Source organism: Legionella tucsonensis, assembly GCF_001468035.1.
Lineage (GTDB): Bacteria > Pseudomonadota > Gammaproteobacteria > Legionellales > Legionellaceae > Legionella > Legionella tucsonensis.
In genome coordinates this window covers 1,845,467-1,859,792 of record NZ_LNZA01000001.1, presented here as the reverse complement: position 1 = coordinate 1,859,792, position 14,326 = coordinate 1,845,467, and the positions used below count along the sequence as shown (strand labels likewise).

The following is a 14,326-nucleotide window of genomic DNA, read 5'->3' as shown; positions in this document are numbered from 1 at the left end:
GGATTGCACAATTTTATATCCAACTTAAAAAAAGCTAACTTAGTTAACTTGTTGGTTATGCTTAATTTATTTAATTTTTCTATTCAAATAAATTACAATTGCAATGATTTTGCATGAAATTTGATGGTCAATATGAGTATTTGCCCAATCTTCATTTAATGCAATTAATTCATAGACTGGTTCTGTTTTAGAAACAGTTAATTGCTTATATTTTCGGATAACAACTTCATCTTCATTTCCAATTTGAGCTGCAACAAAATCTCCCGGATTTAATTTGGCGTTGGGATTTAAGATTAAAATATCATTTGCTCTAAACTCAGGTTCCATACTGTTATCTTTAATTTGTAGCGCAAATGCATTTTCATCAATTATGCTTGCAATTTCCGGACTTATAGGGACAAATGTTAATTTTTCGGGATGGAGTTCATTCTTTATTTTATCAATATAAAATTTTGGATCACATGCTTTTTTATAATCTAGTAGGGGAATTAATGCTCCTAATCCTGACCTATTAAATTGTCCTTCTCGATCATCTGATAAACCCATTAGAAAAGCAGGGGAGACTTCTAATGCTTTTGCAAGTTGGGTAATTTCCTCTGGGCCAGGAGTTCGTTCTCCACGCTCATAATTATTAATTCGGGAAATATTTAAACTATCAGTCAATTCGGCTAATGCTTTTCGGGTCAACCCTTTGGTTATGCGTTCGTGTTTTATCCGTTGCCCAATTTTTTCTTTGACATTCATATTGTTACCGAGCCTTCTAGTTTCTGAGAAATAGACAATTAGCATATATTGACTTAAGTGCAATACGTGCTAAATTATACTCTTTATGAGTTTAATCACTCAATATGAGTATTTTTATGTAATCCACCGTCTAAAAGATAACACAATCAGAACTTTATGACGATAAGAAGAAAGAACGAAGTGAGTAAATGGATTTTATTATGAATTATCAATTATACGTTGAGCCTCAGGTTTTTTCACGAGATCAGGTTCGAAGATCGTTATATGGTTTAGTCCTTGTGGATGTTATTACTATTCAGTCTGAGGGGATATATTTAATTTTAAAATGCCAATTAGCGACAAGGCATTATTCCGTCCAAAATAAAGCCGCCATAAACCCGCCATGGAAAGCCACCATAAACCCGCATGAGGAATTCCCTGTAAATACTGGCTTATCTGAGTTTGAGCCATTAAAAGCCGACATAGGAGAATCTCAAAAAGCCGCCATACCTCATAAAGATAATATTATATTTATTTATTATTGCAATTCGAAAAATTTTGACTGCTTTATCCTGAGAAGAAATCCCATTTGCATGGAACGCTTTCCAGCTTCTAAATCTTGACAATTCATTACTCAAAAAAAATCTTCAATACATTAACGCCGGAAATTCAAAAGAGATGTTCTGAAATCCATGTAAAGCAGATACTGAACTAACAAAAACAATGTTATTTCCTTCAAGTAATGCCAATAGTCAAGCCAATGGCATGGAGTATTTTTTTCTCAAAGTTCGCAGACCTCTATCTGGTGAACGCTGATTAAACTATGATGCATTTTGGTGCATTTCGATGAATTGGTGGTGAATGAGTGGTGAAGAACCAATCTCTAATGCAGTAGGGTAAAGGATTATTCTTTCACCACTTTCTTCATCATGTGTTCACCGTCATTTTTTGATTTAAATTCGCAAAATTTATGAAAAATTATTTATAAATCATATAGATAAATAGCATGTTTTTGTCGTGCGAAAGGTGTGTGTATAGTACTCTAAATTTATTTTTTCCTTGAGGTAGACAATTTTAATCCGTATGAGAAATTCTGATATAAATATTTCTAGGGCGCAATGCAATTGCGTGAATGTGATTGACAATTTATCAAAAATAATTGCATTCATTTGTTGATTGTTACTACTCGTTATGACTTAATAAATACTCGAATCGAGCATAATGTTGGGTTGAGTGAGTATACAGGAGTAACCATGAGAGGGCATCAATTTAAACAGCAAATATTATTTATCAAGGATGTTGAGCAAATTATTGGTCGAAACCGACTTACGTTACGGAGATGGTGGGTGACTGGAAAATTCCCTAAGCCTGTGAAGTTGAATAATAGCGTACTATCTTGGCACTATGATGTTATTGAGCAATGGATACATCAAAATCTTTATTTAAATAATTAATTTACTATTTCAACTTTCTATGGTCTATGAACAAATGCACTCATACTCATCAAACCCATTCACCGAGACTACACTGCTCCTTTATTCCTCTGCTGTTTCCATTTGTGCTAGTGCTTTAATGCGACGTTGCTCACAATGGATACTATTAATCACTCCATCACTTCCAATAGGTTCAATACCGAGTTCGGTTAATGAACGAATTAGATCTTGCACAATAGACTTTTTATTCAAAACAAATGTAGAGGCAAAACATCTCCAAAATTTCCATCCAGCACGTTCAAGGATTCTTTGCCGATTCATATCGTCTTCCCACTTCGACGCATCATGGTACCGATCCCCATCACACTCGATTGCTAATCGGGTGTCATTATGACCTTCTACTACCATGTCCAATCGGTAATTTCCGACTTTCACTTGTGGTATAACTCGATAACCACGTTCAACGAGTAAATCATAGATTTCCATTTCGAAACCCGACTCACAGAGTTCACGAAGATTTTTTACTTTTATTTCATCCTGAGCAAAAGGCGAATTAAAATGCTCAATCAAACCACGCCGTAAACGATCCACGGTACTTAAATCCTGGAGTTCAACACTTCGCACCAAATACATTCGATCACGAGCTCTAGAGGCAGCTACATTAAATCGTTGAGCATATGAGTCACGCGTATCGGCTTTAACGTTTTCCCGGGTAGCAACCATTGATAAAAACATAATATTTCGTTCTTTACCTTGGAAGGTGAGAGCATCCCCACAAGTGATTTGGTGATTTGTTATTTTATCGGGTGAGATCTTTTGTTGAATTAGTTCCCAAATTTTTCGTGCTTGTTCATTACCTAACAACGAAACTACACCAATTGTCCTGTTTGCCATGTTTGGGTCGTCACAGATTCTACTTATCTCATCAACAATAAATTTTGCCTCTGCAATATTTTCCTTATTATTACGAAATCCATCCTCAATAATAATATCTACTAATGGTGGATCTAGCCGTTCTGATTTTGTTGGTAATCGTAATGGTTTGAGTTCATGGTTGTAAAATTCACGTTTTGAATATTCAATAATAGGAGTTACACAACGAAAATGCTCACGTAACATAACTTGTGAATCAGCAAAAACAACTTTACACAAATCATAGATTGATCGCTCAGGTGACATGGCTTGTCTATATATTTCAACTTGATTTGTTAAAAACTGAACCATTAAATTATTTATCTTTTCTTCTTCTAGACCAACGCCATCAGGTGAAACTTGTTTATCATCACCAACAACAAGTAATTTATTTGCACGAAGAATAGCCGGAAGTGCGCTCAAATCTGATTGGGAGGCTTCGTCAATAATAACGAGATCAAAACATCCAAGTTCAGGAGGTAATGATTCAGAAATTCTATAATGAGGCATTATCCAGCAAGGTATTGCTTTATTGGTTAGTGCTGCTGCATTTTTAGCATCACGTCGATAACGAATTGCTCTTTTACCTGTGCCTTTTCCTATTTTTGAAATTGCCGATTGAAATGCCTGTAAAGCAGCTCTAATGTCTGGTGTTGCATTCTTGGATAATTTTAACCATGTACGTTTAGCCACAGTATCTTGATAGGTTTTTGCTAATTCCCGTTCAATCTCATGTCTTTGAGATGTTAACTTTTTAAACTCATCAAAGTGATTAATTGAATGAAAGTAATTTGCTAAACGGCGAAGGTGCCAAGCTTGTTGCCAATCATCAGGAAGTAAATGATCTATTGTACCCTCTAATGGATTTTCCTTGAGTTTTCGTGCCCATTGAGTAGCGCCAGATTGGGATATTAAATCAGTTATGGATTGTACGTCATCAAAAGCCGGTTTAAGATTTTGAATACGTCGTAATTCTTCAATCAAACTTGTCCATTGGTTTTGTAGTTCAATATCGTTAAGCGATGGATCACCCAATGTTTCAGAAAGAAAGGTTCTGATTGTATCTGAAATTGGACCATCAAAGCCCAATGTACTGTTGAGGATATTTTCTCTATCGGACCATGCTTTCGATGAGTGATAGTAATTTATATTTTTTTCAAAAAAATCTACTAACTCAAGCAAGCGATGATCATTTTCAAAAAGATCATCATATAAGTTGTTTTGTAATAATGAAGCTGACTGTTCTAAAATCTCTGATTCAAGCTCCTTACTCTTTTTAATTGCAAAATAAATATCTAGATCTTCTTTTATCAGTTTTAATGAGTTAGCTTGCTCTTCGCTAACTAATGTGAAGATTGACATTCCTGTAACAACCGAATTCCATCTCAAAATCAGCTCATTAGTTCGGTTACAAAATAAAACATAACGGTATATATATAGCCATTCTTCTTTGGTTTTGGCTGGTTTATTTAAAATGAAAATCTCATCAATTTTTTTAATTAATGATCGTTTTGTTAGTATCCCACTTATACCAAACGGTTGCTTATCTTGGCTTTTATTGGCAATTGCTTGGATAACATCCTCGGTTAATTGAAGATCTTTGGGTATTGAAAGAGGTTTTTCTAAAAAAGAATTTTTTTCAATATGTAATTCATTAACGTCAGCAGAAATTTTTTCGATAATATCTATTATTTGAGCTGTATCTGTACTTTTCAAAGAAAGGGCTAATGATTTAACCCAAGATTTATTTGCAGCTTCAATCTGCTTTCTTAGGTTTTGCAACTCATAAATGCACTGCAGAACGGATTCAATTACTGAAATATCTGATGATATGTCTACAAACTGAAGAGAGTTGTCAGATAAAACCTCTTCTTTCAGCGTCTTATTTTTTAATAATTTGGTATGTAAATTTAAAATGGTATTAAGTTTCGGAATTTGTTCAAGATTAGGTAATGATTTATTAAGATAAATAAGATCTGTTTGTAATTTACGCCGGGCTTCTCTCAAGTGAACTATGTCAGTATTATCGAACCTTGGTTTATTTTCATCTCCTATGGTAATTAAATCGTCAAGCCAATTAAATTCTCCATCTGCTTCAGCTATTTCTTGGGCAGCTTGTTCAGGGCGAATCTCTTGACCATCCATATAGATAGACTGAATATTATTTATAGCCCAATTTGAAATTGATCGATCAACCCATGCTAATTGAGCATGAAGTTTATCAATAAATAGCTCGTCATTTCGAATTTCACTTTCTAATTCAACACGATTAATAGTCTGTAGCTCTTGAGCAATTTTAGAAATCGCAAATTCAAACTGTTTCATTCCTTCTTGTTCATTAGTTAAGAGCGAAATAGCAAGAGGTTGGATTGAGGGAGGTAATTTTTCTTTTAATACAGATAGGGCTGGTTCTTTCATCGATGTAACAAGTACACGTTTACCATTCGCCATATAATGAGCAATAATATTTGCAATAGTATGTGTCTTGCCTGTACCCGGAGGACCTTGCACAACAACTCCATTTGAATGTTCTAGTTTTTGAACGATTTTTACTTGTTCTTCATTAAAAGGAAGAGGAAAAAATAATTCTGTAACATCCGTACTTTCTGAGTTTGAGGAATAACTGATGCTTGATAAGCCTCGAAAGTTAGTAAGCTTTATCTCTCGATGCTCATTTAAAGGCTCTGTGATAATTTCTTTGATAATGCTTGTTATTTCGGGGTTCGTTTCATCTTTAAATTGTTTTTTGAAATTTTCCAAGTCTTGAATATAAAGACTCTTACTACGAGGTCTGGCAAATAAAATCCATGTATCAGTAACTTTTAATTCTTCACTAGCCTCGGGTAGTTTGCGATCATCCTCTTTGGTTTGGTTCGGCCAATAAACACCTTTAGAATCCAAATGTGTAACTGCCAATTGTAACTGTGGTTCATATGAAAGTCGTTCAAATGGTGACAAGTCTTGAGATTGCTGTGAAATCATATCATTGTATGCTTTCTGAAAGTCAGTTACCCCTAGATTATCTATAGACATATACACATCAATTTCAAAAACTGGCTCGACAGATCGCCTTGGACGAATTTCAATGGCCATATCTTTTTGATTTAATGAAATTTCAGCCGATTGAGTAATTAGAGGATATCTAATATTGAATTCTGTTCTTTTCCATATACCAAGTCCAATTCCCCACACTAATTCAATTTGTGTATCGGTAATTGCTCCTTCAAGTTGTTGTTTCAGTGTAAAAAGCTCAGAATATAATTTGATTGTAAGTCTACGTTTTTTTTCTTCGGTTGACCAAATAGTCCATTGATTATTAATGTAATTTTGAAAAAGAGTTTCTATAGTATCGCGATTTTCATATTCAGATAAAAGAATTATATTCTGTTGTTTTTGTGAGTTCTCAGTAACAGGATCGATAGAATCATAAATTTTATCTGACCCAACAGCTTTTTTTAACTGAGGTTCTGTTTCAGCTTTATTTGATATATCTAACCATACGATTAATCGATCATCTTCCGGTATTGGTGGTGATGTTTCGGTTAATCTTTCAATTCGTAACCATACTTCATCTTGATCGTCTTCACTCGTGTAGAAATGCACTCCTGGTAAAGCAATTAATTCATGCTCAAAACGTTGAAATATTCCATGCTTACTGACATCTTTGATTGGGTTAAGTTTTAAACGAGCAGATTGCTGAGCAAATTCAATAAGAGATAAAAAGCGTTCATGTTCTATAGTTCTAGGAGTAGTTACTTGTTGAATAGACTCATCGACATCCGCATTGGAGTAATTTTGCATTAATGACCTCAAACCTTTAGCTCATTTGTTTTATCTTGGATGTTGATTACACAACATCAAACCCATAGAAATTCTTGTCTCACAATTCCATATCTGTATTTTTAGGAGTTAAGAGTGTTTTGATCTAAATTTGATCGAGTGCGCAATATTACATCAATGATACATTTAATTCCATCTATACGAAATGCATAAGTTGCTCATTTGGATTTAAAATTATCCTTTGTGTGAAAAAAATTATTCATTAATTCCACAGTGGATGATTTTGCCAATCATTTGGTATCCCCATTGAGCTTGCACTCCATTTATATTTCGCCAATATTGGAAGAATTAGCTCTTCATAGGATTTTGCCCACTGTTGAGTTTTATCAGAATGATTCAATAAGTATTTAAGGATAAGTAGAATAAAAAAGGAACGATCACTTCTTGGGGTTATGGGTGGAAGCCATGCTTGATCAAGTCCATCCAATTTTGGCCTAATTGCAAGTTCTTTATTCCAAAGTCTACCGTGGTGTGCGCATATATTTCGGACGTAAGTTAGAAAATGCAGGAAATTAGCCAATGTTTTGGGATGCAAATTATATTGGGTTTCAGCAATTACTCGTTTATCTTCATTTTTTAAGCCTTTATATAAAAATGAAAGTGAGCCGAAAGACGTAACTTCGGTTGCCATCCAAACGGGAAGGGTAGGGAAGCCTTCATATTTATCCATAAAATGTTCTATAAAGGGTTCTTTGGAGCGAATGATTTCGTTTTGTATCTGTAAAAGCCAAGTTTTATGTTCAAACTTGTTATGAAAATTTTCGCTTTTCTCTAGAGCAAATGCACCATAATGATGGGCCAGATGGTAGGTGATATGTGTTCTTATCGATATTTCGATGCGTTCTAAGGCATCCATAATATGAAGCCTTAACTTCCTATCAAACTCGTATAGCTCGATAATGTTTTCAAAGAAAATATTATCTTGAAACTGATTAAGGAGGTTTCCTTGTTTATCTCTTTTCTTGAAAGGTATCCAATACGCACTCAAGCGGTAGTAACTAATATTGGATAAAATTATTAAGGCTTCTTCTTCATTATTGACGATCAGTCCACGATCTTTTAATTGTTTCAGTTGTTCCTGGAAACTAAGGGCGGGCTTGAGGTATTTTATTTTTGTTTTATTGGTCATAGCGCACATATAAAAAAACCGCCAAGGTTACGCAAGAGCCGAAACTCTCTAGGCGTGGCGGTTATGTTATCTAAATTATACATTCTTGATCACAGTTTTGTAAAGCGGCTGTGATTTCTGAATTATATCCAATACATTCTTGAATGCATATTGCCCATTTCTCAAGAGCTTCTTTTCTCTGAGGTAGCATTTCATTTTTGTTATAGGTTGCCATAATTTTAGGCATCTTATGTCCTAAACATTTTTCAATAACAACAGGATCTACATGTAAAGATTCACCCAATTGTGTGGCAAAAGTACGACGTAGATCATGAGCAGTCCACTCAGGTATCCCTACTCGCGTTTGAATTCTTCTGATTGCTCTAGGAAGGGCATGCTTATCAAGAGGTTGATCTTCAATCAAACCAGGTAAGACAAAAGATGAGGTAGTCACACTTTTCAATTCTTCAAATATTGATTTAGTTAAATTTGTTAAATGAATTTTAACTGTTATTGCACCTTTGGTATGTTCGGGAGGAATTGTCCATAGTGAATTTTCAAAATCAATATTTTTCCACTCTGCTAGTCGAATTTCTGCAGTTCTAACTCCAGTAAGGATTATTATTTTGATCGCATTTTTTGTTTGCAAAGACATATGGCATAAATCGCTGTTCAAAAAATGCCAAATCATGTTAATTTCATCAAGGGTTAGATAACGTTCACGAGGTTTTTCAGGCCCACCGATATCACGCGCACGTATATGGGTAGCAGGATTTTGTTGCATTCTACCTCTGCTTACAGCGTAATTAAATAACTGCTTTAATGTACTCAAGATCCGATTGGCAAGAATAGGGGCTCCACGCTTAACGATAATATCCAAAGCCATTGAAATGTCTAATGGTTGTATTTTTTCCAATTCTAAATCGCCAAGAAGGGGAATGATATCGGCCTCAATTTGATATTTAATTTGGAGTGGCTGCTTACGGTTTTTTTCAACATAATTCTCATACCAGGACGTTACAAGCTTTGCGACGGTATACTTTTCTCTATTTAGTTCCTGCTCTATAAGTAGTTTTGGATTAGTTCCAGTGCGGCGTATTTCTCTTAACTCACCAAAGCGTTTTCTGGCTTCAGCGAGTCCCATATTAGGATAATGGCCAAAGATAATATAATCTTTCTTATTATTGATCTTATATCGATAGATCCAGCTTTTTGTTCCGGCTGGATAAATTAAAATACCAAATCCTCCACCTTCAAATTTTTCAACTCTTTTCTCTTGAGGTTTTAGTCTCTTAATAAAGGTGTCTGTAAAGTTAATCATGGATAGTCCTAATTAATATTCAATGGGTACTTTAGTGGGTACTTTTTGCTGTTCTTACATGAAAATAATGATAACTCTTTGATACTGATAATAACGATAAAGTTATTATCAGGCAAGGATTTATGGGGTGTTTTGAGTTTTTTTAATACTAGTTGATATCAATAAAAATTTGTTTCGTAATCAAAAGGTCGGGAGTTCGATTCTTCTCAGCGGCACCAATACTGGCGAGGGTTATAGTTTGTTTTCGAAAAATAAGAATAAGTTAAAATATAAAAAACGTTCCTCTAAAAGAAATTCTGCTAGTCTCTCGCAATGTTGACCAAGACCAAGTGGGCTGGCTTTCACCATAGAAACAGTCGTTCCTATCTTTTCCATTACAGAAGAGCTTTTGCTTTTTAGTCTATCTTCTGCCCGCTTCAGCATCAGTTTTCCTTGCGGTTAACCTGCCTTACTTAAAATTGCTAAGGCACTGAATCGGGTTTACCTCGTTCCGTCTACATGACAAAATGGGGTTAGGTTCCGCCTCTTCACCGCGCATGTTGTTTGTCCGTGCAATCCAACCTCAGACCTGGATTGTCCCATGCATGCCATTTTGGCTTGAGCTTAGCAGCTTCTTTAGCTCATCATTGCTTTCGATGTTTATCAGCAGTTCACTTACATTAACCATACCCATTAGACTAGCCTTATTCCGGATGAAGCTTCCAGATTCGTGTTTACTTATCAGCAAATCCACGACGTTTACATGAGTAAACTTCAGTGCATTGTCATTCGAGTTTCGCACGCCATCGTTACCAATAACGCACGTCGAACTAGGCTACTATGAACGGAATCATAGGTACTCTAATAGTCCCGTAACGAAACCAATAAATGCATTCCGTAATTTGACTACCCGTACAATCACATAGACGACCCATCGAGTCGCACCCAAGGGCGCAATATACATTGCTTTGCAGTGTTGAAATTTAGAACAATATAGTTCCATAGAATTTACATAAGATTCACTATACCTTAGGTGATTTTTAGAGAAATTTTCAAATAGGCTTCATAAATGAAATGCACAAAACGGAAGAATTTTTAAAAGAGCTTATCCTTGCTAATAGTAAGTGGTATGACCAAGATGATAGAAAATCTTAACAACAGAAAATCAATAGGTTACATAACAGTTCGTTTATTGTTGCTCTACTGAAAATTCACGTAATTTGAGGCAATTCGTCGTTTTAATTGTCGCTACACACATTAATGTTCCCTTAACATTGATTATATATAATACATGTAAGTTATTTTTTTAAGTGTAATGGTGAATGTCATGTCGAGATTGAAAAAAGAAGTTGACAAAGTCAAAGATGCTTTAGGGAGACAAATTGGTAGAATGTCTTCCGTTATAGCATCAGGAAATAAACTCAGAGATTTCTTAGGTGCCTCAAGCAAGCAAGACTATAAAAGAGAAACTTTAGAAAACATATCAAGTGAACTTCAAAAAGTAAGTATCGATACGCTTAAAAAAAATTTGCAAGAGCAAGCTGGAAACTATATTCAGTTTTCAACGAAAAATGACGACAATTCTCCTAAAAAATATCGTGGATTTTTTCATCATCATGGTGATACTGGTGTAAAAAGAGCACAAAAATTTTCCGCTGCGCTTAATTCTGCAAATACAATAGGAGATATTCTTAAAGCGATTCAAGCAGCAAGCGGTGGGAATTATCACCAGCATTCATTAAACGCCTATATAGCAAGAGCGATGATAGCATGTGTAAATAATGCGGGATTGAGAATGTCTGGTGAAAAATATGATAGGACCGTTGGATTGGTAGACAAAGCTTCGTTTGCCCCCAATAAACCAGAGCATGATCTAGAGGATTTTTTAACATTAGCACAAAGATCTATTTTTATTAGAGATGATTATGATACTCCTAAAGTTGAACTAAATCTTTAATAAAGACGGCTCTAGGTATCAGTGATGATCTCATGCAAGCACACAACGGGTTCAGGTTTTTTCCTTATTCTACCGTGGAAAAGGAAAGGCCTTAACTCCTAATGTTATTGGTTGAGTTTTGCAATTGCATGACTCGCTTTCCTTTAATTCAAATGAAGAAACTGTATCATTGCTGTACGACTTCGTGCACCGATTTTTATCTTTTTTACAGGCATTAAACCGATTTATTCCGTTTTTATACCAATATGATCTGAAGCGAAAATAACCAAAACTTGAATGTTCATGTAGTGGATGAAGATAATTAATGAATCTCTTTAATTTTATGAGATTTCTGCAAGCTTGCAGAAACCCCACATATAATCAAAATGATTTTTATTAAAATGAGCTTAACTGAAGAGTTTTTACATAACAAGAAGGTCTTTTTACTGAAATGGTTGGGGCAGAAGGTTATAAATTCTAAACTTCATACATTGTATTTATAAAGTGCCTAGTGGCTTGATGTCAGATATTCTCTATTAAAGTAGCGTTGATTAATAAAACCATGCTTTATTAATCATTATTGTGCTATATTTTGATTAATAAAAAGTGAGGTTATTAATCATGAAATGGAATTGGCAGCTTGAGAATTGGCCTGATTTTACTTGGGACTCAGATAAATTAGTTGTGTATGAACAGTCTTTTACTGAGAGTGCTGGGATTATTATTGGTTCCTCACAACATATTTCTCAAGAAGGCAAGCAAAATTTATTTATCGATCTAATGTGTACTGATGCTTTGGATAGCTCTGAAATTGAAGGGGAGCATTTAAACAGAGATAGCGTTCAGTCTTCTATAAAAAAAGAGTTAGGGTTGTCTACAGAAGCTCCTAGAGCTAGCATGGCAGAGCGTGGGATCGCTAAAATGATGGTTAATTTATACCAAACGATTCCTAGTCCGCTAACACAGCAGGTTCTATTTGAATGGCATCAATTTTTAATGGGCAATAGCCATCATTTAGAACATATTGGTCAATATCGTAAGCATGAAGAAGCAATGCAAATTGTTTCTGGACCTGATTATGATCGAAAAATCCATTTTGAAGCGCCTCCTTCATCATCTGTTCCTGCCGAAATGGATCAATTTATTGATTGGTTTGAAAGGAGTTCTCTCACTGGTTCAGCCCCTTTACCCACATTGACCCGAGCAGGAATAGCTCATTTGTGGTTTGAGAGTATCCATCCTTTTGAAGATGGAAATGGAAGAATAGGGCGAGCTATAGCAGAAAAAGCATTAGCTCAAGGATTTTCAAAACCAGTAATGACAGTATTGGCAAAAATATTATTAAAAAAGAGAAAGGAATATTATCAACAATTAGGTTTAGCAAGCAAAACCTTAGATCTAACATCTTGGTTGATATGGTTTGCTAACATCGCTTTAGAAGCGCAACAAAGCACTTATTTGTATATTGATTTTATTATTAAGAAATCTGTCATTTTAAGGGAGGCGGAAGGGAAAATTAATCCAAGGCAAGAAAAAGTTTTATTAAGATTATTTCATGCTGGACCAGATGGATTTGTAGGTGGTTTAAGTGCTAAAAATTATATGAGCATAACAGGCGCACCGATCGCTACAACAACCAGAGATTTGAATGACTTGGTGAAAAAAAATATTCTCAAACGAACTGGCGAACTTAAAGCGACTCGTTACTTTCTAAATCTCGATAAGGTTTAAATGGAATTTGTTGAGATTTGGTACGCAGTGTGTACCAAATTTTAGTGCTAGCAGTGAGTTCCAAAATGGAACTTACAGGAGGGTATAATTTGGCCGGATGCCAATAATATCAGCACATTTAATAACACCCATACACTTTAAAAAATAATCAGTAATCAATTGCATTGGTTTTCTCAACCGCTCCACATCGGTAATGATATACCCAGCGGTCACATCATTATTCATTTTATGATTCATTAACCGTTTAAGCGAATAAGCAGATATATCCAAACTCTCAGCAATAGTAATAAAAGTACGTCTTAAATCATGAACGGTAAAGTGCACGCCAGATGCCTTGGTTACATTAGCCATTTGTTTACGAGCTCAATGATATGACCTGCAGCACCAGTTCCTGGAAAGACATAATCATTAATTTTTTCATAACGAGAAACTAATAAATCATAGAGAAAATCAGAAAGGGGTAGGGTATGCGATTCATTGTTGTTCGTTTTAACTACTGTAAATGTTTTTGATGCTAAATCGACACTTTCCCATTTTAAAGTGGCAGCTTCCTCCTCTCTTCTTAAGCCAGTTAGTAAAACTAATAATAAATAATCTCGCAGGGTTTCATTTTCGATCTTTCTAAGCCCTTGATACCAAGCCTCTAATTCATGCGGTTTAATATATGTTTGTCTACGTTCTACATGATACCAAGCGCGGGTTTGTGATAGACGTTTTACAGGGTTTTCTAAGACCCACCTCAGTAATTCATTAGACCTCACATAGATAGATTTAAGTGTTAGCAAAATGAGATGCAATCGATCATTTTGTGGTTTTATATGGATCATAGTGTAAAAATATACTCCTTGATTTGATTGTTTAGGTGAAATAATAAAACTATAATCTGAACCTGTTATTCAAGGATATTAATAAGGGGATGTTATGAACGTATATTATTCTAATAGAATTGATACTGATGAAGATAAGGATGAATATATGCCTTGGTAGGCACAGGAGATATTAGTATCTTTTATATTGATATGAAATTAGTTTTCAACAATGAAGTTCTCGCGGTCATTGATGACTTCCTAGAGCAACCGTCTTTTGAAAAAATTTGGAATTTTATTCAAACTGAAAAATTCAAATTTGCTCACTCTTCAAAATGGGTAAATGCTTTTAGTCTCGAGGATGGGTCCCCTTTATGGGGCAACGTTACTATTTCTCATCGTGGGCCTGAGGCTTGCACAACAGAGCAAGTTTATCCTACAAACTCAACCATTGATTTATTTATACAAGAATTAATTACAAGCTCTTCTGAGTATCATCATTTAATTGGTTTTTAGAGCAATCCTTATACAGTTATA

8 protein-coding genes and 3 pseudogenes are annotated in these 14,326 nt (G+C 34.9%); 5 read left to right on the top strand and 6 right to left on the bottom strand.

All coding sequences use genetic code 11. The features are described 5' to 3' along the window. Nucleotides 1-66: 66 nt before the first annotated feature. Nucleotides 67-744: a helix-turn-helix domain-containing protein gene (locus Ltuc_RS08120; protein WP_058520773.1), complete on the bottom strand. Its 678-nt coding sequence runs from the start codon at nucleotides 742-744 to the stop codon at nucleotides 67-69. A 209-nt stretch (nucleotides 745-953) separates the two neighbouring features. Here Ltuc_RS08120 and Ltuc_RS08115 point away from each other — a divergent pair. Together Ltuc_RS08115 and Ltuc_RS08110 are read left to right on the top strand one after the other, a co-directional pair. Further along, nucleotides 954-1,282: pseudogene (locus Ltuc_RS08115) on the top strand (hypothetical protein); the annotation flags it as partial. 694 nt (nucleotides 1,283-1,976) lie between these two features. Further along, the gene (locus Ltuc_RS08110) at nucleotides 1,977-2,177 is read left to right on the top strand and encodes a helix-turn-helix transcriptional regulator (protein ID WP_058520771.1); all 201 of its coding nucleotides are present in this window, start codon (nucleotides 1,977-1,979) and stop codon (nucleotides 2,175-2,177) included. An 81-nt stretch (nucleotides 2,178-2,258) separates the two neighbouring features. Here Ltuc_RS08110 and Ltuc_RS08105 read toward each other — a convergent pair whose 3' ends face one another. The 4 genes from Ltuc_RS08105 to Ltuc_RS08090 form a co-directional block, all read right to left on the bottom strand. Next, nucleotides 2,259-6,869 (bottom strand): AAA domain-containing protein, encoded by a 4,611-nt coding sequence (locus Ltuc_RS08105; protein WP_058520770.1) that lies wholly within the window; start codon nucleotides 6,867-6,869, stop codon nucleotides 2,259-2,261. Between the two features lie 241 nt (nucleotides 6,870-7,110). Beyond that, nucleotides 7,111-8,037 carry an Abi family protein gene (locus Ltuc_RS08100; protein WP_162264361.1) on the bottom strand — a complete coding sequence of 309 codons (927 nt, stop codon included), beginning with the start codon at nucleotides 8,035-8,037 and terminating at the stop codon, nucleotides 7,111-7,113. A 70-nt stretch (nucleotides 8,038-8,107) separates the two neighbouring features. Then, entirely contained in the window at nucleotides 8,108-9,337 is a 1,230-nt protein-coding gene (locus Ltuc_RS08095; RefSeq protein ID WP_058520768.1) for a tyrosine-type recombinase/integrase, read from the bottom strand. Between the two features lie 231 nt (nucleotides 9,338-9,568). Beyond that, the gene (locus Ltuc_RS08090; protein ID WP_058520767.1) at nucleotides 9,569-9,760 is read right to left on the bottom strand and encodes a hypothetical protein; all 192 of its coding nucleotides are present in this window, start codon (nucleotides 9,758-9,760) and stop codon (nucleotides 9,569-9,571) included. Between the two features lie 883 nt (nucleotides 9,761-10,643). Between Ltuc_RS08090 and Ltuc_RS08085 the strand changes: the two genes are divergently transcribed. Continuing rightward, nucleotides 10,644-11,273 carry a hypothetical protein gene (locus Ltuc_RS08085; protein WP_058520766.1) on the top strand — a complete coding sequence of 210 codons (630 nt, stop codon included), beginning with the start codon at nucleotides 10,644-10,646 and terminating at the stop codon, nucleotides 11,271-11,273. Nucleotides 11,274-11,873: 600 nt separating this feature from the next. Then, nucleotides 11,874-12,983: a Fic family protein gene (locus Ltuc_RS08080; protein ID WP_058520765.1), complete on the top strand. Its 1,110-nt coding sequence runs from the start codon at nucleotides 11,874-11,876 to the stop codon at nucleotides 12,981-12,983. A gap of 72 nt (nucleotides 12,984-13,055) precedes the next feature. Here Ltuc_RS08080 and Ltuc_RS15010 read toward each other — a convergent pair. After that, a pseudogene (locus Ltuc_RS15010) lies at nucleotides 13,056-13,714 on the bottom strand (tyrosine-type recombinase/integrase); the annotation flags it as partial. A gap of 288 nt (nucleotides 13,715-14,002) precedes the next feature. On the opposite strand from Ltuc_RS15010, the pseudogene Ltuc_RS08065 reads away from it, so the two are divergent. Beyond that, nucleotides 14,003-14,302 (top strand): annotated as a pseudogene (locus Ltuc_RS08065) (2OG-Fe(II) oxygenase); the annotation flags it as partial. Nucleotides 14,303-14,326 lie beyond the last annotated feature (24 nt).